General features: G+C 70.8%; 16 protein-coding genes. 6 read left to right on the top strand and 10 right to left on the bottom strand.

Features of this window, described 5'->3' with window-relative positions:
- Positions 1-216: 216 nt before the first annotated feature.
- From AC0665_RS16120 to AC0665_RS16100, 5 genes are all read right to left on the bottom strand, one after another.
- Positions 217-498 (bottom strand): SGM_3592 family protein, encoded by a 282-nt coding sequence (locus AC0665_RS16120; protein WP_478602988.1) that lies wholly within the window; start codon positions 496-498, stop codon positions 217-219.
- Between the two features lie 101 nt (positions 499-599).
- Positions 600-1,319, bottom strand: coding sequence for an ABC transporter permease (locus tag AC0665_RS16115; RefSeq protein ID WP_468407946.1), 720 nt, complete (start codon positions 1,317-1,319; stop codon positions 600-602).
- Positions 1,320-1,328: 9 nt separating this feature from the next.
- Positions 1,329-2,240 (bottom strand): ABC transporter ATP-binding protein, encoded by a 912-nt coding sequence (locus AC0665_RS16110; RefSeq protein WP_468634471.1) that lies wholly within the window; start codon positions 2,238-2,240, stop codon positions 1,329-1,331.
- Positions 2,237-3,154, bottom strand: a complete 918-nt coding sequence (locus AC0665_RS16105) for an ABC transporter permease (RefSeq protein WP_468407948.1) — start codon at positions 3,152-3,154, stop codon at positions 2,237-2,239. The genes AC0665_RS16110 and AC0665_RS16105 overlap by 4 nt, the downstream gene beginning before the upstream one ends.
- The gene (locus AC0665_RS16100; protein WP_468408749.1) at positions 3,144-4,112 is read right to left on the bottom strand and encodes an ABC transporter ATP-binding protein; all 969 of its coding nucleotides are present in this window, start codon (positions 4,110-4,112) and stop codon (positions 3,144-3,146) included. Before AC0665_RS16100 ends, AC0665_RS16105 begins: the two co-directional genes overlap by 11 nt.
- A gap of 168 nt (positions 4,113-4,280) precedes the next feature.
- On the opposite strand from AC0665_RS16100, the gene AC0665_RS16095 reads away from it, so the two are divergent.
- The 4 genes from AC0665_RS16095 to AC0665_RS16080 all read left to right on the top strand — a co-directional run bounded on the left by AC0665_RS16095 (position 4,281) and on the right by AC0665_RS16080 (position 8,699).
- Positions 4,281-6,041 carry an SDR family oxidoreductase gene (locus AC0665_RS16095; RefSeq protein ID WP_478705200.1) on the top strand — a complete coding sequence of 587 codons (1,761 nt, stop codon included), beginning with the start codon at positions 4,281-4,283 and terminating at the stop codon, positions 6,039-6,041.
- Between the two features lie 144 nt (positions 6,042-6,185).
- Positions 6,186-6,734, top strand: coding sequence for an RNA 2'-phosphotransferase (locus AC0665_RS16090; protein ID WP_468407952.1), 549 nt, complete (start codon positions 6,186-6,188; stop codon positions 6,732-6,734).
- Between the two features lie 107 nt (positions 6,735-6,841).
- Positions 6,842-7,744 (top strand): LLM class flavin-dependent oxidoreductase, encoded by a 903-nt coding sequence (locus AC0665_RS16085; protein WP_478705199.1) that lies wholly within the window; start codon positions 6,842-6,844, stop codon positions 7,742-7,744.
- Positions 7,745-7,829: 85 nt separating this feature from the next.
- Positions 7,830-8,699 (top strand): Cof-type HAD-IIB family hydrolase, encoded by an 870-nt coding sequence (locus AC0665_RS16080; protein ID WP_363121490.1) that lies wholly within the window; start codon positions 7,830-7,832, stop codon positions 8,697-8,699.
- Positions 8,700-8,727: 28 nt separating this feature from the next.
- Here the strand turns inward: AC0665_RS16080 and AC0665_RS16075 are convergent, their stop codons facing one another.
- From AC0665_RS16075 to AC0665_RS16060, 4 genes are all read right to left on the bottom strand, one after another.
- On the bottom strand, positions 8,728-9,795 hold the full coding sequence (locus tag AC0665_RS16075; RefSeq protein ID WP_478705198.1) for a M23 family metallopeptidase: 1,068 nt from the start codon (positions 9,793-9,795) through the stop codon (positions 8,728-8,730).
- Between the two features lie 101 nt (positions 9,796-9,896).
- Positions 9,897-13,382 (bottom strand): thiol reductant ABC exporter subunit CydD, encoded by a 3,486-nt coding sequence (cydD, locus tag AC0665_RS16070; protein ID WP_478602995.1) that lies wholly within the window; start codon positions 13,380-13,382, stop codon positions 9,897-9,899.
- 41 nt (positions 13,383-13,423) lie between these two features.
- Positions 13,424-14,428 carry a cytochrome d ubiquinol oxidase subunit II gene (cydB, locus tag AC0665_RS16065; RefSeq protein WP_468407960.1) on the bottom strand — a complete coding sequence of 335 codons (1,005 nt, stop codon included), beginning with the start codon at positions 14,426-14,428 and terminating at the stop codon, positions 13,424-13,426.
- A gap of 20 nt (positions 14,429-14,448) precedes the next feature.
- On the bottom strand, positions 14,449-15,957 hold the full coding sequence (locus AC0665_RS16060) for a cytochrome ubiquinol oxidase subunit I (RefSeq protein WP_478602997.1): 1,509 nt from the start codon (positions 15,955-15,957) through the stop codon (positions 14,449-14,451).
- Between the two features lie 149 nt (positions 15,958-16,106).
- Here AC0665_RS16060 and AC0665_RS16055 point away from each other — a divergent pair, with 149 nt between their 5' ends.
- Complete coding sequence (locus AC0665_RS16055; RefSeq protein WP_478602999.1) at positions 16,107-16,517, top strand: cyclophilin-like fold protein; 411 nt, start codon at positions 16,107-16,109, stop codon at positions 16,515-16,517.
- Between the two features lie 16 nt (positions 16,518-16,533).
- On the opposite strand, the gene hisC is transcribed toward AC0665_RS16055, so the two are convergent.
- Positions 16,534-17,613 carry a histidinol-phosphate transaminase gene (gene hisC, locus AC0665_RS16050; protein ID WP_478508453.1) on the bottom strand — a complete coding sequence of 360 codons (1,080 nt, stop codon included), beginning with the start codon at positions 17,611-17,613 and terminating at the stop codon, positions 16,534-16,536.
- Positions 17,614-18,044: 431 nt separating this feature from the next.
- Here hisC and AC0665_RS16045 point away from each other — a divergent pair, with 431 nt between their 5' ends.
- Positions 18,045-19,157: a LacI family DNA-binding transcriptional regulator gene (locus AC0665_RS16045; protein ID WP_363121483.1), complete on the top strand. Its 1,113-nt coding sequence runs from the start codon at positions 18,045-18,047 to the stop codon at positions 19,155-19,157.
- Positions 19,158-19,418 lie beyond the last annotated feature (261 nt).

Below are 19,418 nucleotides of genomic sequence, written 5' to 3'. Positions count from 1 at the left end.
CGGCGGGTTCCACGGAGGGGTGGTGACTACTCCGGATCCCGCCGCGGGCTGCCCTGAAGGGAGCTGGACGTACTGCCGTGCATGGACATCGTCCCGCTCCTCTCCCAGACGGTGGCACCGGGCTCGACGCCCAGCCGCGACGACAACCACTCTGCCCGCCGGACGGATGGGACGCCACCGAATAAATCGGCGGCCGAACGGCCCGCGCGGGCCCAGCTAACGCCTGCGCCACAGGCGACGACGGGCCTTGCTGAAGAACCAGCCCGCCGGCGGCTCGTCGGACCGCCAGGGCTGCGGCTCCGGTTCCTCGCGGCGCCACCTGGCGGCGAGCATCCGGGCACGGGCGGACGGCTCGGAGGCGTCGGCGGAGCGTATGAAGGCCTCGTCCAGCACGATCCCGTCGAGGTCGTCCCGGGCAGACCTGTCGAGGCCGTCCCGGGCGCCGTCACCGGGACCGGATGGCCCGCGGTCGTCGTACTGAGACCTCTCGCCCGCCATCGCAGCCCTCCCAGCCGTCCAACTCCCGCTGTGTTTCCCTGCGTCCCGTCGGCCCAGTGTGCCCTGGCAGGGGTGAAGCCCCCGTCAAGGCACAGGGCACGTCACTCCTCGCCGGCGAGCGTCAGGGAGCGCAGTTTCTGTCCGGCGAACCAGGTGGCCAGCACCGTGACGGCCACCAGCAGCACCGTCGCCGTGGTCAGACCGACGTCGGAGGAGACGAGGTCCCCGCCGGACACCTTCTGAGCCACCGCCAGCGACCACTGCTGAACGCTCAGGGTGCGCGCACCCGGCACCAGGGAGCCGAACAGGGCCTCCCAGACCAGGGCGTAGACGAGCCCGAACACCACCGCGTGCCGCGAGACCGTGCCGAGCAGCAGGAAAAGGGCCGCGTAGGCGATGGACGCGACGAGCGCGGCCACCGTGTACGCGACGGCGACCTGCTGGCCGTTGCCGTTCAGGATGAAGCCCGCGATGAGCGTCGGCACCGCGGAGAACACCATGGTCACCGCGACCGCGACGATCAGCTTGGTGAAGATGATGGTGGGCCGCTTGATCGGCTTGGACAGCAGGTACACCACCGAGCCGTCGTCGATCTCCGGCCCGATGGCGCCGGTCCCGGCGATGACGCCGATGATCGGCACCATCGTGGCGAGGGCGAGTCCGCCCAGCAGGTCGGACGCCGTCTGGTCGTCCGCTCCGGCCAGGGCACGCACCGCCACGGCGATGACGATCAGCAGCATCGGCAGGGCGCCGAGGATGAGGGCGCGGCGCCGGCCGAGCAGGGCCCGGTAGGTGAGCCGGGCGACTGTGGGGTCGTACATCATGGCCTCCTACGCCGCGACGAGATACGAGAAGACGGACTCGAGGGACTCGTCGGACGGCGAGACCGTGAGCAGCCGGATGCCGTGGTCCTTGGCCACCCGCGGCAGCAGGGCCGTGAAGCGGCCGAAGTCGACGGCCTGGATGCGCAGCGCGCCCTCGGCGAGGTCGACCTCGATGCCGGCCGTCGACGGGTCCGCGATCAGCGCGGCCGCGAGGGCGCGGTCGTCGCTGGAACGCACCAGGTAGCGGTGCGGCCGGTCGGTCATCAGACGGCGGATCTTGCGGAAGTCACCACTGGCGGCGTGCCGGCCGGCGACGACCACCTCGATGTGCCAGGCGAGTTGCTCGACCTCTTCGAGGATGTGGGACGAGAACAGCACCGTGCGGCCCTCGTCGCCCATGCGGCGCAGCAGGTCCATCAGCTGCATGCGCTGGCGCGGGTCCATGCCGTTGAACGGCTCGTCCAGCAGGAGCAGGGAGGGGTCGTGGACCAGGGCGGAGGCCATCTTCACGCGCTGGCGCATGCCCTTGGAGTACGTCTGGATCTTGCGGTCCTGGGCGTACTCCATCTCGACCGTGGCGAGTGCCTTCTGGGCCGCCTTGGCGCCCAGACCGTGCAGTTCGGCGTTGGCCAGGACGAACTCCTTCCCGGTGAGGAAGTCGTACATGGCCTCCCGCTCGGGCACGACGCCGATCTGCTTGTAGATCTGCTCGTTGCGCCACACGGCCTGGCCGTCGAGGGTGACCGTGCCGGTGGAGGGTGCCAGGAAGCCGCCCATCATGTTGATGAGGGTGGACTTGCCGGCGCCGTTCGGGCCGAGCAGGCCCGTGACGCCGGGGCCGATGGTCATGGTGATGTCGTTGACGGCGACCACGTTGCCGAACCAGCGGGAGACATGGTCGATGTTGAGCGTGGTCACAGTCCCACCTTCTTGTAGCGGCGCATCAGCAGGCCGTAGCTCGCCGCGATCAGACCCAGGGCGACGACGACGTAGACGACGCCCTCGGCGGTGCTCGGGCCCACCCCGCTCGGGGAGGCGGAGGTCGCGCCCAGGAACGCGGACTGCACACCGTCGACGATCGTGATCGGCGAGAACAGTCCGATCCACGGGACGGCGTCGCCGCTGCCCTGGGCGTCGGCGATGGCCTGGAGGGTGGAGACCGCGCCGTAGGTGATGGTCAGCACGGCGATCACGGCCGCGATGCCGAAGCCTCGGCGCGGGGTGAAGGACGCGATGACCAGGCCGATACCGGCGAACAGCAGTGAGAGCAGTGCCACGGAGACCAGTCCCTGTGCGAATCCCTTGGTCTGGTCGGCGAAGTCGAGCTTGGCCAGCAGCGCGCCCACGTAGAGCACGAGCAGGGGAGCGGCCGTGAGCACGAACAGCGCCGACGCCAGCGCCGCGAACTTGGCGCGGACGTAGTCGGCGGTCTCGATGGGCCGCGAGAAGTACAGCGGAACGGTCTTGAAGCGCAGGTCGCGCGAGACCGACTGGGGTGCCTGCGAGGCGACGTACAGGCTGATGACCGCCTGCATGATGATCGCGTAGCGCGTGTAGTCCACGGGCAGGGCGTTGGCCTTGGTGGCGACCGCGACGGCGACCATGATGGCCGCGGGCACGCACATCACCACGAAGAGCAGCATCGGCAGGACCTTGGACTTCACCGAACGGCCGAGGCCGTAGGAGCCGCGCAGGGACTGCGAGTACAGCGAGCGCCGGGCGTAGGCGCGGCCGAGGCGCGGGCCGTCGTAGCTGCGGTAGCCGATGTTGTGGATGCGGGTCTGGTCACCCGGTGCCGGGGCGGGTGCCCCCGTGGAGTGCTCAACCGCCATGGCCGACCGCCTCCTTCCGCTGCTCGCGCTCGTCGCTGCTGGTGAAGACCTCGGAGATGTGGTGCCGGCGCTGCTCCATGCGCACCAGGCCGAGTCCGAGGTCGGCGATCACGTCCCGGACCAGGTCGTACGTCTCCTCGCCCTGCGCGGTGAGGAGCAGCACATGGCCGGCGCCCGGCAGGCCGCTGCCGTCCTCGACGCTCACCCCGCGCGCGTGCAGCGCCTCGCGCACCGCGCGGGTGCCGTCCGGGTGCTCGTCGGTGTCGGTGACCTCGATCGCCAGGGTCGTGGTGATCTGGGTGAAGTCCGTGGTGGAGCTGGAGCGCAGGAGCTTGCCGCCGTCGACGACCACGACGTGGTCACAGGTGCGCTCCAGCTCGCCCAGCAGGTGGGAGGTGACCAGGACCGAGATGCCGAAGTCGGTGTGGATCCGGCGGATCAGGCCGAGCATCTCGTCGCGGCCGACCGGGTCGAGGCCGTTGGTCGGCTCGTCCAGGAAGACCAGCTGCGGGTCGTGGACGAGGGCCTGCGCGAGCTTGACGCGCTGCTTCATGCCGGTCGAGTAGCCGCCGATGGGGCGGTAGCGCTCCTCGTACAGGCCGACGTGGCGCAGGGTGTCGGCCGTGCGCTCACGCGCGGCGGTGGGCGGCAGGCCGGACATGCGCGCCATGTGGACGACGAACTCGGTGGCCGAGACGTCGGGCGGCAGGCAGTCGTGCTCGGGCATGTAGCCGACCCGTTCACGGATGTCGGCGCCCTTGGTGGCGACGTCGAGGCCGAGCACTTCGGCGCGGCCCTCGGTGGCCGGGGACAGACCCAGCAGGATCTTGATCAGTGTGGACTTGCCGGCTCCGTTGGCTCCGACGAGTCCGGTCACACCGGGTCCGACGTCCACGGAGAGCCGGTCAAGCGCGGTCACCCGGGGGAACCGCTTGCTCAGGCTTTCGGTCGCGATCACAGTCACCCCTCGAAGGTAGGGCCCCGGTGCGTGGCGGTCGTCACTCCGCAGAGCTGTCTTGGGATCAGCCCTGAGTATTACGGGCCCCTAGGGGAGCTGGTTCTCGGGAGTTACCACGGACGGGAAGCCGCTATTGACGAACTCTCTAACAACTGCCAGATTCGCCGGATGACGTTGCTGACGGGAGCGCGGGAGCGCTGGGTGCGGACCGGCGAGGTCGAGCTGTGCGTGGCCGAGCTGGGTGATCCGGGACGGCCGACGGTGATCCTGGTGCACGGCTACCCCGACAGCAAAGAGGTGTGGTCCCTGGTCGCCGAACGGCTCGCCGGGCGCTTCCACGTGGTGGCGTACGACGTGCGCGGTCACGGCCGGTCGACGGCGCCGCGGCCGCTGCGGGGCGGGTTCACGCTGGAGAAGCTGACGGACGACTTCCTGGCCGTGGCGGACGCGGTGAGCCCGGACGAGCCGGTGCACCTGGTGGGGCACGACTGGGGCTCGGTGCAGGCCTGGGAGTTCACCACCGTCCGGCGCACCGAAGGCCGCATCGCCTCCTTCACATCGATGTCCGGGCCGTCGCTGGACCACTTCGGGCACTGGATCGACCGGCGAGTGAAGAGGCCCACCCCGCGCCGGGTCGGCCAGCTCCTCGGTCAGGGCGCCCGGTCCTGGTACGTGTACCTGCTGCACACGCCCGTGCTGCCCGAACTGGCCTGGCGCGGGCCGCTCGGCAAGCGCTGGCCCCGGCTCCTGGAGCGCGTCGAGAAGGTGCCCCGGGGTGGCGGCTACCCCACCGCGTCCCTGCCGTCGGACGCGGCCCACGGGGCCTGGCTGTACCGGGACAACGTCCGGCCACGGATGCGCGGCCCCCGATCGGACGCGTACGCCCACGCACCCGTGCAGGTCATCACCCCTCTGGAGGACCGCTTCCTGTCGGAGCGGCTCGACGACGACCTGGAGCACTGGGTACCGGAGCTGACCCGCCGTACGGTCCGGGCCGGGCACTGGATCCCGCGCACCCGACCGGACCAGGTGGCCACCTGGATCGACGCGTTCGTGACGTCCGTCGAGAACGGGCGCCCCCCTTCGCCGGCGAGCGGTGAGCACGCCGAGCGGTTCGGCGGGCAGCTCGTGCTGGTCACCGGGGCGGGCAGCGGCATCGGGCGGGCGACGGCGCTCGCGTTCGCCGAGGCCGGCGCGCGGGTGGTGGCCGTCGACCGGAACACGCAGGCCGCGGCCCGCACCGCCGAGTCCTGCCGTGCGCTGGGCTCCCATGAGGCCTGGGCGGAGACGGTCGACGTCTGTGACGAGCAGGCCATGGAGAGGCTCGCCGAGAAGGTCACCGCCGAGCACGGCGTGGTGGACGTCCTCGTGAACAACGCCGGGATCGGGCTGTCCGGATCCTTCTTCGACACCACGCCGGAGGACTGGAAGAAGGTCCTCGACGTCAACCTGTGGGGCGTCATCCACGGCTGCCGGCTCTTCGGCCGCCGGATGGCCGAACGCGGGCAGGGCGGTCACATCGTCAATGTGGCGTCGGCCGCGGCGTACCAGCCGTCCCGGGCCCTGCCCGCGTACAGCACCTCCAAGGCGGCCGTGCTGATGCTCAGCGAGTGCCTGCGGGCGGAGCTCGCCGAGGAGGGGATCGGCGTGACGGCGATCTGCCCCGGCTTCGTCAACACGGCGATCACATCGACGGCGCACTTCGCCGGGGTCGACGCCCGGGAGGAGAAGCGGCTGCGGAAGCGCGCCGCCCGGCTGTACGGGCTGCGCAACTATCCGCCGGAGAAGGTCGCCCGCGCCGTCCTGCGTGCGGTGGCGCGCGACGAGGCGGTGGTGCCGGTGACGCCGGAGGCGCGGGGTGCCCGTTGGCTTTCCCGGTGGGCACCGGGAGCACTGCGGAGGATCGCCCGGGTGAAGCCTCCCGTGTGAGACCGGGGGCCAAAGCCGGTGTCGGAGCCGCCAGTTGTCCACAGAACCGCCGATTTCGCTGTGGATAACCGCCCTTGCTTGTGGATCAAACCTCCGGAGTGAAACTCGATCGCGTGACGCGCGTCTCTGCCGCACCCTGAGGGGATGGACGAAAGACGCACGGTGAAGGTGTCGAAGTACCTGTCGAAGCATCTGCGCCACCAACCGGAACGCATCGGGCTGACGCTCGACGAGGCCGGCTGGGTGGACATCGACACCTTGATCGCCGCGGCCGCCGCGCACGGCTTCCGCTTCACCCGCGACGAGCTGGACCATGTCGTCGCCACCAACGACAAGCGGCGCTTCGCCGTCGAGGGCAGCCGGATCCGCGCCAGTCAGGGGCACAGCGTGGAGGTCGACCTGGGACTGGCGCCGACCGCTCCGCCCGCGTACCTCTACCACGGCACCGTGGCCCGCACCCTGGACGCGATCCGGGCCGAGGGGCTCAGGCCGATGAACCGGCATGCCGTGCATCTGTCGTCCGACCGGGAGACGGCGACCCGCGTGGGCGCCCGCCGGGGCAGGCCGGTCGTCCTGGCCGTGGACGCGGGCGCCATGCACCGGGACGGCCATGTCTTCCACCTGAGCGCGAACGGCGTGTGGCTCACCGAAGCCGTCCCCGCTCGCTATCTGCGCTTCCCCCAGCCGGGCTGACCGCCCGTGTCCGATAGGTGCCGCTGAAGCGTGACCATCCAGACGCGCACGGTGACTGTTTCACGTGAAACACGGGTGACCGTCGCGGCTCCCTTAGGCTCGATGCCATGAGTCTGCGTCTGAGCACTGTGATCCTGCCGTACCGCCGCTGGCACGAAGGCGGCCGCGCGGCCTGGATGCGCGCCGAGCAGCTCGGCTTCCACACCGCGTACACCTACGACCACCTGTCCTGGCGCACCTTCCGGGACGGTCCGTGGTTCGGTGCCGTACCGACCCTCACGGCCGCCGCGAGCGTCACCGACCGGCTGCGACTGGGCACCCTGGTGACCTCCCCGAACTTCCGGCACCCGGTGACGCTCGCCAAGGAGCTGATCTCCCTCGACGACATCTCCGGAGGGCGGATCACGCTGGGCATCGGCGCGGGCGGCTCCGGCTTCGACGCCACCGCACTGGGCCAGGAGCCGTGGACCCCGCGCGAGCGCGCCGACCGCCTCGCCGAGTTCGTCCCGCTGCTCGACCGGCTGCTCAGCGAGGATGCCGTGTCGTACGAGGGCGACTTCTACTCGGCCCACGAGGCGCGGAACATCCCCGGCTGTGTGCAGCGCCCCCGGCTGCCGTTCGCGGTGGCCGCGACCGGGCCGCGCGGGATGCGGCTCGCCGCCCGTTTCGGCCAGGCGTGGGTGACCACCGGCGACCCGAAGCTGTTCGAGAACGGCACGCCCGACCAGTCGGTTCAGGCCATTCGCGGGCAGGCGGAGAGGCTCGACGACATCTGTGCCGAGGTCGGCCGGGACATGACGGATCTCGACCGCGTCCTGCTCACGGGATTCACCCCGGACCGCGGCGCCCCGCTCCAGTCCGTGGACGCGTTCGTGGACTTCGCCGGACGGCACAGGGAGCTGGGGTTCACGGAGATCGTGATCCACTGGCCGATTCCCGACTCGCAGTTCGCCGCGGACGAGAAGGTCTTCGAGCAGATCGTGATGGAAGCGCCCGCGCAGGTGCGCTGAGCGTGCACGGATGGCTGAGGACGGTATCCACTCACCTGTGCGGAGCCCCGCACACCCGTGCGGGCATGTGCGGGACAATGGCCGGGTGACTTCAGCGACCCGACAGCCCGAAACCGCGGCCGAGACCCTCCCGCCGCGGCTGATCGCCACCGACCTCGACGGCACCCTGCTGCGCGACGACAAATCGGTGTCCCCGCGAACGGTCGCCGCGCTGGCCGCCGCCGAGGAGGCGGGCATCGAGGTCTTCTTCGTCACAGGCCGCCCGGCCCGCTGGATGGACGTCGTCAGCGACCACGTGCACGGCCACGGCCTGGCGATCTGCGGCAACGGCGCCGCCGTGGTCGACCTGCACGGCGGCCCCGGCGCCCACCGGTTCGTGAAGGTGCGGGAGCTCGCACGGGAGAACGCCCTGGACGCCGTGCGGCTGCTGCGCGACGCCGCGCCGGGCACGGTGTACGCGGTGGAGCAGACGTACGGCTTCTACCAGGAGCCGGCGTACCCGAAGCTGCACATGGAGATTCCGGACAGTCTCGCCCCGGCCGAGGAACTGCTGGGTCCGGACCACCCCGCCGCCGCGGAGCCGGTGCTGAAGATCCTCGCCTACCACCCCGAGATCGACCCGGACGCCTTCTTGACCCTGGCCCGGCTCGCCATCGGTGAGCGCGCCAACGTCACCCGCTCCAGCCCCAGCGCCCTGCTGGAGATCAGCGGCCCGGAGGTGTCGAAGGCCAGCACCCTCGCCCTGTGCTGCGCCGAGCGCGGCATCTCGCACGAGCAGGTCGTCGCCTTCGGTGACATGCCGAACGACGTGGAGATGCTCACCTGGGCGGGCCGGTCCTTCGCGATGGGCAACGCCCACCCGGACGTGATCGCCGCCGCCTCGGGCCGGACGGTCGCGAACAACGAGGACGGGGTGGCGGTCGTGATCGAGCGGTTGCTGGCGGAACTGCCGTAGCCCGGGCCCGGGTGCGGGCCGCGGTGTCTCAGAGGGAGACCCCGCGCGCAGCCAGCCATGACACCGGGTTCACCGCCGACCCCGACTCCGGTGTGACCCGGGCCTCGAAGTGCAGGTGGGGCCCGGTGGAGTTGCCCGTGGTGCCCGACTGGCCGATCCACCGGCCGGGGCCCACGCGCTCCCCCTGCTCGACCGCGACGGCAGCGAGATGCGCGTACTGCGTGTAGTAGCCGCCCGCGTGCTCGATCACGATCTCCATGCCGAAAGGGCCACCGCAGGACACCTTCACCACCCGGCCCGCCCCCACGGCCCGCACCGGCGTGCCGATCGGCACCGCGAAGTCCTGCCCGGTGTGCCGGTTCGACCAGCGCTCGCCACCGCTGCCGTAGGACGCGGACAGCTCGTACGTCTCGACCGGGGCGACCCAGTCACCGTCGATGAACCCCGTCTCCGGCTGGTCGAGCCGGACCGCGCCCCGGCACGCCCCGGCGGCGACCGCGGCGTCCGCCTCCCCCTGGAGCTGCGAACGCGCCGACTCCAGCTTCTGCTGAATGGCCCCTTTCAACGCCGCGAGTTGGGCGTTGCGCTTCTCCAGCGCCTGCCACCGGGCCGCGGCTCTGGCCTCGTCCGCCGCCAGCCGTGCTTCGGCGCGCTGGTTCTCGGAGATCGCGTTGTTCACGGCGAGATGCGTCTGGGAGAAGGCGTGCTGACCGCGCATCAGGTCGTCGGGGCTGTCGGCGAGGATCATGTGCGCCGCCACCGGCAGGCCACCGCTGCTGCGGTACTGGGCCCGCGCGATGCGGCCCAGGTCCTCGTGCAGGACGGCGATGTGCCGCCGCTGCGCGTCCAGCAGTTCCTCCGCACGCCGGGCCTCCGCCCGCTGCTCCTCGGCCTCCTTGCGGCCTGCCTCGTACTGCTGCGTGGCCACGGCGGCCTCCTCGTACAGCCGCACCACCTCGGCGCTGAGGCCCGTGGCAGGGCCGGTCCCGGTGCCGCTTCCGGGTTCCTTGTGCGCCGCCGTCGGCCGGGCCGCGAGCGCCGCCAGCGCGCACAGCAGGACCGGAACGAGCAGCCGATGGCGGCGATATGAGCGCATGTCAGCGATCGTCGCCCAACCCCGCCCGCCCGGTCCTGTTCACTTCGTACGGCTGGGGGACCGGCTGCGCCGAACGGCCCAGTGCGGGCCGTTCCCGCGCGTCAGCGCGCTCCCACCAGCGACTCGGATGCCGCCTCCCGCTCCGCCATCTCCCGCAACGGCCCGTCCACGGTAACCAGCTGCGCGTACGGTCCGCGCTGCGCCACCCGTCCCCGGTCGAGGACGATCACCTCGTCGACCGCTTCGAGGCCCGCCAGCCGGTGTGTGATGAGCAGCGTCGTACGGCCCTTGGTGGCGGTCAGCAGATCGGCGGTGAGCGCGTCGGCGGTCGGCAGGTCGAGGTGCTCGGCGGGCTCGTCGAGCACCAGGACGGGGAAGTCGGCGAGGAGGGCCCGGGCCAGAGCCAGCCGTTGCCGCTGGCCTCCGGACAGCCGTGCTCCGTGCTCGCCGACCAGGGTGTCGAGACCGTCGGGCAGGCTGTCCGCCCACTCCAGCAGCCGGGCGCGGCCGAGCACGGCGCGCAACTGCGCCTCGGTCGCGTCCTTCCTGGCGAGCAGCAGGTTCTCGCGCAGCGAGCTGTCGAAGAGGTGCGCGTCCTGCGCACAGAGCCCGACGAGCCCCCGGACGTCGTCGCTGTGCAGCCCGTACGCGTCCACGCCCGCCAGCGTGTACGAGCCCGCCTCCGCGTCGAGGAACCGCAGCAGCACCTGTGCCAGGGTCGTCTTGCCCGAGCCGGAGGGCCCGACCACGGCGATCCGGCGTCCTTCCCGGAGGGTCAGGTCGAGCCCGGCGAGCGCGTGCCGGTCCTGCCCGGCGTGCCGGGCGGTCAGCCCCGTGACGACGAGCGGGAACGGCGACACGGGTGCCGGCCCGGGCCGCTCCGGCTCCCGCACCGGCTCGGGAGCGTCCAGCACCTCGTACACCCGCTCGGCGCTTCGGCGCACGCGCTGCCGGTACTGCACGGCGAGCGGCAGCCCGAGCACGGCCTCGAAGGCGGCGAGAGGGGTGAGGACGACGACGGCCAGGGCCACGCCTTCCAGCCGCCCGGCGGCGACCGCCTGAGCTCCGGCCAGGGCGGCGGCGGTGACGGTCAGGCCGGAGACCAGTGCGGTGAGACCGTCACCGAGGGCCGTTGCGGTGGCGGCGCGCGAGGCGATCCGGGTGAGCACCCGGTCGGCCTCGCGGGCCCGGGCGGTCCGCGCGGGCAGGGCACCGGCGACGGTCAGCTCCGCGGTGCCGGTGAGCAGATCGGCCACGTGTGTCGCGAGTGCCCCGCGCGCGGGCGCCAGCCTGTGCTCCGCCCGCCGGGCCACCGCGCCGGTGAGCAGCGGTACCCCTACCCCCGCCGCCAGCAGCCCGGCCGCGAGCACCGCTCCGGCCTCGGGCAGCAGCCACGCCGTGAAGCCGACCGACGCCGCCGAGACGACGACGGCCGCCCCGGCCGGCAGCAGCCACCGCAGCCAGTAGTCCTGCAACGCGTCCACGTCCGCGACCAGCCGGGAGAGCAGATCACCGCGGCGGGTCCGGTGCAGCCCGGCCGGGGCCAGCCGCTCCAGCCGGCGGAACACCGCCACCCGGGTGTCCGCCAGCATCCGCAGCACGGCATCGTGCGACACCAGTCGCTCGGCGTACCGGAAGACGGCCCGTCCGATCCCGAAGGCCCGCGTCGCCGTGACGGCCATCATCAGATAGAGCACGGGAGGCTGCTGAGAAGCCCGCGAGATCAGCCACCCGGAGGTGGCCATGAGCCCCACGGCGCTTCCCAGCGCGAGACTCCCGAGCAGCAGTGCGAGCCCCAGGCGTCCGCGCCGGGCTCCGGACATGGCGCGCACCCCCGTGAGAACCCCGCCCTGAGCGGGCCGTTCGACGTACGCACCCGGGGTGGGCGGCTCGGCCACGGACCGCGCCTCGGTCCCCCGGACCGCGGCGGGCACCACCGCGCGGGTGGCGGTGGCCTCGGGTTCCGCCAGCCGCACCACCCGGTCCGCGACCTCCAGCAGCGCCGGGCGGTGCACCACCAGCAGCACGGTCCGGCCGGCCGCGAGGCGCCGCACCGCCGCCACTACCTCGGCCTCGGTGGCCCCGTCCAGCGCCGCCGTCGGCTCGTCGAGCAGCAGCACGGGCCGGTCCGCCAGGAACGCGCGGGCCAGGGCGAGCCGCTGTCGCTGCCCCGCCGACAGACCGGCACCGTCCTCACCGAGTTCGGTGTCCACGCCCTCGGGCAGCGCGTCGACGAACTCCAGGGCTCCGGCGTTCCCCAGCGCCTGCCTCACGGCGTCGTCGTCGGCGCCGGGCCGCGCCAGGCGTACGTTCTCGGCGATCGTCCCGGCGAACAGGTGAGGCCGCTGCGGCACCCACGCGATCCGGGAGCGCCACTGGTCCAGGTCGGCGTCGGTGAGGTCGGTTTCCCCGACCCGGACCCGTCCGCCGGTGGGCCGCACGAACCCCAGCAGGACGTGCAGCAGCGTCGACTTGCCGGCGCCGCTGGGGCCGACGAGCGCGACCGTCTCCCCGGGCTCGACACGGAAGGACACGTTCGAGACGGCGTCCGCCGACCGCCCCGGGTACCGCACGCTCACGTCCTCGAAGGACAGCGTGCCTTCCGGCACGGCCATGGAGCCGGATGCCGGGACGGGCGTCTCCAGGACCGCGAAGATCTCCTCGGCGGCGGCGAGTCCCTCCGCCGCCGCGTGGTACTGCGCTCCGACCTGCCGCAACGGCAGATACGCCTCGGGCGCGAGGATCAGGATGACCAGGCCGATGTACAGGTCCATCTCCCCGTGCACCAACCGCATGCCGATCGTCACGGCGACCAGGGCCACCGAGATCGTCGCGAGCAGTTCCAGCGCGAACGAGGAGATGAAGGCGATCCGCAGGGTCCGCATGGTCGCCTGCCGGTACTCACCGGTGATCCGCCGGATCGACTCGGCCTGTGCCTTGGCCCGTCCGAACACCTTCAGCGTGGGCAGCCCCGCCACCACGTCCAGGAAGTGCCCGGACAGCCGCGACAGCAGCCGCCACTGACGGTCCATCCGGGACTGGGTGGCCCAGCCGATCAGCACCATGAAGACCGGGATGAGCGGCAGGGTGCCGACGGTGATGGCCGCGGAGACCCAGTCCTCGGTGACGATGCGCGCCAGCACCGCCACCGGCACGACCACCGCGAGACCCAGCTGCGGCAGATACCGCGCGAAGTAGTCGTCGAGGGCGTCGACGCCCCGCGTGGCCAGGGCGGTCAGCGAACCGGTCCGCTGACCGCTCAGCCACCCCGGGCCGAGCTCGGCGGAACGCTCCAGCAACCGCCCCCGCAGCTCGGACTTCACCGCCGCGCTCGCCCGGTGCGCGGCGAGTTCGGTCAGCCAGCCGATCAACGCCCGGCCGACCGCGACGGCGGCCAACAGCAGCAGGGGAGTGGCGAGTTCGGACACCCGCATGCGGTGCTGGAACGCGCCGACCACCACCTCGGCGATCAGCATGGCCTGCGCGATGACCAGGCCCGCGCCCACCGCACCCAGGGCGACGACCGCCACCAGGAAGCCCCGGGTGGCGCGGGCGTACCGAAGCAGACGCGGATCGATCGGTTTCACGTGAAACACACCTCAGTGCGCGGGTCTCGGCGATGTGCTGCTCAGTGCACGGTCTCGGCGATGTGCTGCGTGCCGATCCGCTTGCGGAACACCCAGTACGTCCAGCCCTGGTAGAGCAGGACGACCGGGGTGGCGATCCCGGCGCACCAGGTCATGATCTTCAGCGTGTACGGGCTGGACGAGGCGTTGGTGACCGTCAGGCTCCAGTCCGGGTTCAGCGTCGACGGCATGACGTTCGGGAACAGCGTCAGGAAGAGCATCGCGACCGTGGCCACGATGGTGAGCCCCGACAGGGCGAACGCCCAGCCCTCACGCCCGGCCCGCGCCGCGACCAGGGCCACGAGAAGCGACGCCACGGCCAGGACCGCCGCGACGAGCGACGACCCGTCACCCCGGTCGGCCTGCGTCCACAGCAGGAAGGCGAGCGCCAGCAAGGCGGTCACCAGTCCGACGCGCAGCGCCAGCCTCCGCGCCCGCTCGCGGATCTCCCCGACGGTCTTGAGCCCGACGAACACCGTGCCGTGGAAGGTGAACAGCGCCAGCGTCACCAGGCCGCCCAGCAGCGCGTACGGGTTGAGCAGGTCCAGGACGCCACCGGCGTAGTTGAAGTCCCGGTCGATCTTCACGCCCCGCACGATGTTGGCGAAGGCCACGCCCCAGAGGAAGGCGGGCAGCAGCGAGGCCCAGAAGATCGCTGTCTCCCAGTTGCGCTGCCAGTTCTCCTCGGGCCGCTTCACGCGGTACTCGAAGGCCACACCCCGGACGATCAGGCAGACCAGGATGAGCAGCAGGGGCAGGTAGAAGCCGGAGAAGAGCGTGGCGTACCACTCGGGGAAGGCGGCGAAGGTCGCGCCGCCCGCCGAGAGCAGCCACACCTCGTTGCCGTCCCAGACCGGGCCGATGGTGTTGATCAGCACCCGCTTCTCGGGCCGATTGCGGGCGAGCAGCTTGGTGAGTACGCCGACCCCGAAGTCGAAGCCCTCCAGAAAGAAGTAGCCGGTCCACAGGACGGCGATCAGGACGAACCAGACGTCGTGCAGTTCCATGACGGTGCAGCTCCCTCGGCCTAGTACGAGAAGGCCATCGGCTTGTCGGCGTCCCTGGAGTCGCCGCCGATCTTCGTGGGCGGGTTGAGGTCGGCCTCGGTGAGTTCCGGCGGGCCCGCCTTGACGTACTTGACCAGCAGCTTGACCTCGACGACGGCGAGGATGGCGTACAGCGTGGTGAAGACGACCATCGAGGTGATGACCTCGGCCTGGGAGACGCCGGGGGAGACCGCGTCACGCGTCTGGAACAGGCCGTAGACGACCCACGGCTGGCGGCCCATCTCGGTGAAGATCCAGCCCCAGGAGCTGGCGATCAGCGGGAAGCCCAGGGTGAGGATGGCAATGCGCCAGTACCACTTGGTGAGGGTCGGACCGAGCGCCTTCTTCGGCAGCAGCACGAGATGCGGCACTTCGTCGTCGCCCACCCTCAGATGCTGCGGCAGCATGAACCTCTTGCGGGTCAGCCACAGTCCGGCCAGGCCGATGGCGAAGGACGTCATACCGAAGCCGATCATCCACCGGAAGCCCCAGTAGGCGACAGGGATGTTGGGGCGGTAGTCGCCGGGCCCGTACTTCTCCTGTTCGGCCTTGTTGACGTCGTTGATGCCGGGCACGTACGAGGTGAAGTCGTCCTTCGCGAGGAAGGACAGCAGGCCGGGGATCTCGATGGCGACCTTGTTGTGGCCCTTGTCGACGTCGCCGATGGCGAAGACGGAGAAGGGCGCCGGCTTCTCGCCGTCCCACAGCGCCTCGGCAGCGGCCATCTTCATCGGCTGCTGCTGGTACATGATCTTGCCGAGCACGTCACCGCTGATCGCGGTGAGGAGACCGCCGATGACGACGGTGACGAGGCCCAGCCGCAGCGAGGTCTTCATCACGGGGACGTGCCTCTTGCGGACCAGGTGGAAGGCGGCGATGCCCACCATGAAGGCGCCGCCGGTCAGGAAGGCCGCGGTGAGCGTGTGGAAGACCTGGGCGAGCGCGGTGTTCTGAGTCAGCACCAGCCAGAAGTCGGTGAGCTCGGCCCGGCCCTTCGCCCCGTTGATCCGGTACCCGACCGGGTGCTGCATCCAGGAGTTGGCCGCGAGGATGAAGTAGGCCGAGAGGATCGTGCCGATGGAGACCATCCATATACAGGCCAGGTGGATCTTCTTGGGCAGCTTGTCCCAGCCGAAGATCCACAGGCCTATGAAGGTCGACTCGAAGAAGAAGGCGATCAGAGCCTCGAAGGCCAGCGGCGCACCGAAGACGTCACCGACGAAGCGTGAGTAGTCCGACCAGTTCATCCCGAACTGGAACTCCTGCACGATGCCGGTGACCACACCCATCGCGATGTTGATCAGGAAGAGCTTCCCCCAGAACTTCGTCGCCTGGAGGTACTTCTCCTTCTCCGTCCGCACCCAGGCCGTCTGCAAACCGGCCGTGAGCGCGGCCAGCGAGATCGTCAGGGGGACGAACAGAAAGTGGTAGACGGTGGTGATGCCGAACTGCCATCGCGCCAGGGTCTCCGGCGCCAGAGCCAGGTCCACGTCGCCGCTCCTTACCTACGCTTGTGAAAGCGTTCACATTCACAAGCCATTATGCAGCACGTGCTTTCGAGCGCTGGAGGGGACCCCCTGTCTCCCCCGTCACAGTCGACCTCTTGGCCGCAACTTCAACATATTGTTGAATCAACGGCATGCAGACACCGACATCACGACAGATACGGATCTCATGGCCGACGGGGCATCTCACCGCCACGCTCGACGACACCCCGACCAGCCGGGCCCTCGTCGAGGCGCTACCTCTCGTCTCCACCGCCCGCACGTGGGGCGAGGAGGTGTACTTCGACACCGGGGTGTCGGTTTCACGTGAAACGGGAGCCCGGGAGGTCGTCGAACCCGGCACGGTCGCCTTCTGGACCGATGGCGACGCTCTCGCTCTCCCCTACGGGCCCACGCCCATCTCGCAGGGCGACGAGTGCCGCCTCGCAAGCCCGAGCAATGTCCTGGGCCGCCTCGACGGCGACCCCGGGCTGCTCGCGACCGTGCGGGACGGCGACCCCGTGCGCGTGGAACTCCTGGACGTCGGAGAACTCCTGGACGTCTGACCCGGCGCGCGAAGCTCTACAGCTCCTTGCGGAACCCTTCCGCCACCTTCAGGAAGATGTCGTTCGCCTCGGCTTCCCCGACCGTCACCCGCACACCCTCGCCTGGGAACGGCCGGATGACCACGCCGGCCTGGTCGCACACCTCCGCGAACGGGACCGTGCGCTCCCCCAGCCGCAGCCACACGAAGTTGGCCTGGGTCTCGGGCACCGTCCAGCCCTGAGAGCGCAGTCCGTCGACCACGCGGGTGCGCTCACACACCAGCGAGCCGACCCGGCCGAACAGTTCGTCCTCGGCCCGCAGTGAGGCGATCGCCGCCTCCTGCGCGAGCTGGCTCACACCGAACGGCACCGCCGTCTTGCGCAGCGCAGCGGCCACCGGCTCGTGCGCGATGGCGAACCCGACGCGCAGGCCGGCGAGGCCGTAGGCCTTGGAGAAGGTCCGCAGGACGCAGACGTTGGGCCGGTCCCGGTAGAGCTCGACGCCGTCCGGCACCTCGGGGTCGCGGATGAACTCGCGGTAGGCCTCGTCGAGGACCACCAGCACGTCACTGGGCACCCGGTCGAGGAAGCGCTCCAGCTCGGCCCGCCGCACCACCGTGCCGGTCGGGTTGTTGGGGTTGCAGACGAAGATCAGCCGCGTCCGGTCGGTGATCGCGTCGGCCATCGCGTCGAGGTCGTGCACATCACCGGGCGTCAGCGGCACCTGCACCGAGGTCGCGCCGCTGATCTGCGTGATGATCGGGTACGCCTCGAAGGACCGCCAGGCGTAGATCACCTCGTCGCCCGGGCCGGAGGTGGCCTGGATCAGCTGCTGGGCGACACCGACCGAACCGGTACCGGTGGCCAGGTGGGTGAGAGGCACGCCGAATCGCTCGGACAACTCGTTCATCAGCGCCGTACAGGCCATGTCCGGGTAGCGGTTGAAGGTGCCGGCCGCCGCCGTCACCGCCTCCATCACGCCGGGCAGCGGCGGATACGGGTTCTCGTTGGAGGACAGCTTGTAGGCCACCGGCCCACCGGCCGCGGCGGGCTTGCCCGGCTTGTAGGTGGGGATCCCCTCCAGCTCGGCGCGCAGCTTGGGGCTCGTCTCGCTCACCGCAGTCCTCCTCGTGAAGACCGGCGGCCCATGACCGCCGCCGTCATCCAATACTCCTCACCTTATGAGGATTCGGCGCCGCTGCGTATAGCCACGACCGACCGGTCGGCCCCGGCCCCGCCCGTCACACCGGCATCAGGGGCATCGGCGCACCAAGGCGTACGAATCCGGGGGCGCGCCGTACATATATCTATGCGCCGGTGGTGCACGCCGTGGCGCGCATCCCCCGTGCAGGTGAGTTGAGACCTCTTCGCAACATCGACCACGTGACAGGCCCGTGTGCGCCACCACGTCACGTATTGGCATGGAAGGGCTCAACACCCTTGCTATCGCAGGCAATTGGTTCCTGATGATCATGCAGAAACGTGCCTGTCAACGCGTGCATATGCGTCCGCACTACCCCACCGCATGAGCCCTACTATCGGCTCGCCATGACAGCAGCAGGGAAGCACCAGGTGAGCCGCGCGGAAACCTCACGGCGAGGCAGTCGGCCGGGTCGGGCCGGAATCAGAGACGTGGCCGCGGCCGCCGGGGTCTCGATCACGACTGTCTCCGACGCCCTCAACGGCAAGGGTCGACTCCCGGACGCCACCCGGCGCCACGTCCGGGAAGTCGCCGACCGGCTGGGGTACCGGCCCTCGGCCGCGGCCCGGACCCTCCGTACCGGCAAGTCGGGCCTCATCGGCCTGACCGTGACCACGTACGGGGATGAACCTTTCACCTTCACCGAGTTCGCGTACTTCGCCGAGATGGCGCGGGCCGCCACCTCCGCCGCGCTCGCCCGCGGCTACGCCCTCGTCATCCTGCCCGCGACCTCCCGCCACGACGTGTGGTCGAACGTCGCCCTGGACGGCACCGTCGTCATCGACCCCTCCGACCAGGACCCGGTCGTCAGCGAGCTCGTCCGGCAGGGTCTGCCGGTCGTCTCCGACGGTCGTCCGGCCGGCTCGCTGCCGGTCACGGCATGGGTCGACAACGACCACGAGGCCGCTGTTCTCGGCATTCTCGACCACCTGGCCGACGCCGGTGCCCGCCGCATCGGCCTGCTGACCGGCACCACGACGGACACGTACACCCACCTGTCGACCACCGCCTACCTGCGCTGGTGCGAGCGGGTCGGCCAGGACCCGGTGTACGAGGCCTACCCGGCGCACGATCCGTGCGCGGGCGCCGTCGCCGCCGACCGGCTCCTCGCCCGTCCCGACCGGCCCGACGCGGTCTACGGGCTGTTCGACCCGAACGGCACCGACCTGCTCGCCGCCGCCCGGCGCTACGGCCTGCGCGTCCCCGACGACCTGCTGCTGGTCTGCTGCAGCGAGTCCACGGTGTACGCCAACACCGAACCGCCCATCACCACACTGTCCCTGAAACCGCGCCGCATCGGCACGGCGGTGGTGCAGCTCCTCATTGACGCCATCGAGGGAGTGGACTCCGACCACCCGGTGGAGCAGGTGATACCGACGGAGCTGATCGTGCGCACGTCGTCCCAGCGGCGCTCCCCCCGCACGACGGTCAGCCCTCCGCGATCACCCGAGGAGACGTAGGTCCCCGGCGGACTTCCCGCGGCGGACATCCCCCGGCGCGCGCCGCACGGCGGATGTCGCACAGCGGGCAAAGGGAGGGTCGTCCTCCTGGGGAGAAACGGGGCCGGTCCGCCGGAGAGAAGGGATCGTTCTCGCGAAGAGAAGAAGGGCGAGGACGGTCACACGGTGGTCAAAGCCCGGCGCAATCGGGGCGAAAGCCGCGGTGAACTGGACTCTTGCTCTGATTCACCACCCCTGGGTCATCACATGGCGCGATCCGCA

This window comes from Streptomyces sp. NPDC043685 (assembly GCF_056436585.1).
Note: the sequence above shows the minus strand (reverse complement) of the source record. Positions and strands in the feature narration are given on the sequence as shown.

Coding starts and splice junctions, on each gene's coding strand:
- AC0665_RS16120 (WP_478602988.1), bottom strand. CDS start 498: ATGGCGGGCGAGAGGTCTCAGTACGACGACCGCGGGCCATCCGGTCCC.
- AC0665_RS16115 (WP_468407946.1), bottom strand. CDS start 1,319: ATGTACGACCCCACAGTCGCCCGGCTCACCTACCGGGCCCTGCTCGGC.
- AC0665_RS16105 (WP_468407948.1), bottom strand. CDS start 3,154: ATGGCGGTTGAGCACTCCACGGGGGCACCCGCCCCGGCACCGGGTGAC.
- AC0665_RS16095 (WP_478705200.1), top strand. CDS start 4,281: ATGACGTTGCTGACGGGAGCGCGGGAGCGCTGGGTGCGGACCGGCGAG.
- AC0665_RS16090 (WP_468407952.1), top strand. CDS start 6,186: ATGGACGAAAGACGCACGGTGAAGGTGTCGAAGTACCTGTCGAAGCAT.
- AC0665_RS16085 (WP_478705199.1), top strand. CDS start 6,842: ATGAGTCTGCGTCTGAGCACTGTGATCCTGCCGTACCGCCGCTGGCAC.
- AC0665_RS16075 (WP_478705198.1), bottom strand. CDS start 9,795: ATGCGCTCATATCGCCGCCATCGGCTGCTCGTTCCGGTCCTGCTGTGC.
- cydB (WP_468407960.1), bottom strand. CDS start 14,428: ATGGAACTGCACGACGTCTGGTTCGTCCTGATCGCCGTCCTGTGGACC.
- AC0665_RS16055 (WP_478602999.1), top strand. CDS start 16,107: ATGCAGACACCGACATCACGACAGATACGGATCTCATGGCCGACGGGG.
- AC0665_RS16045 (WP_363121483.1), top strand. CDS start 18,045: ATGACAGCAGCAGGGAAGCACCAGGTGAGCCGCGCGGAAACCTCACGG.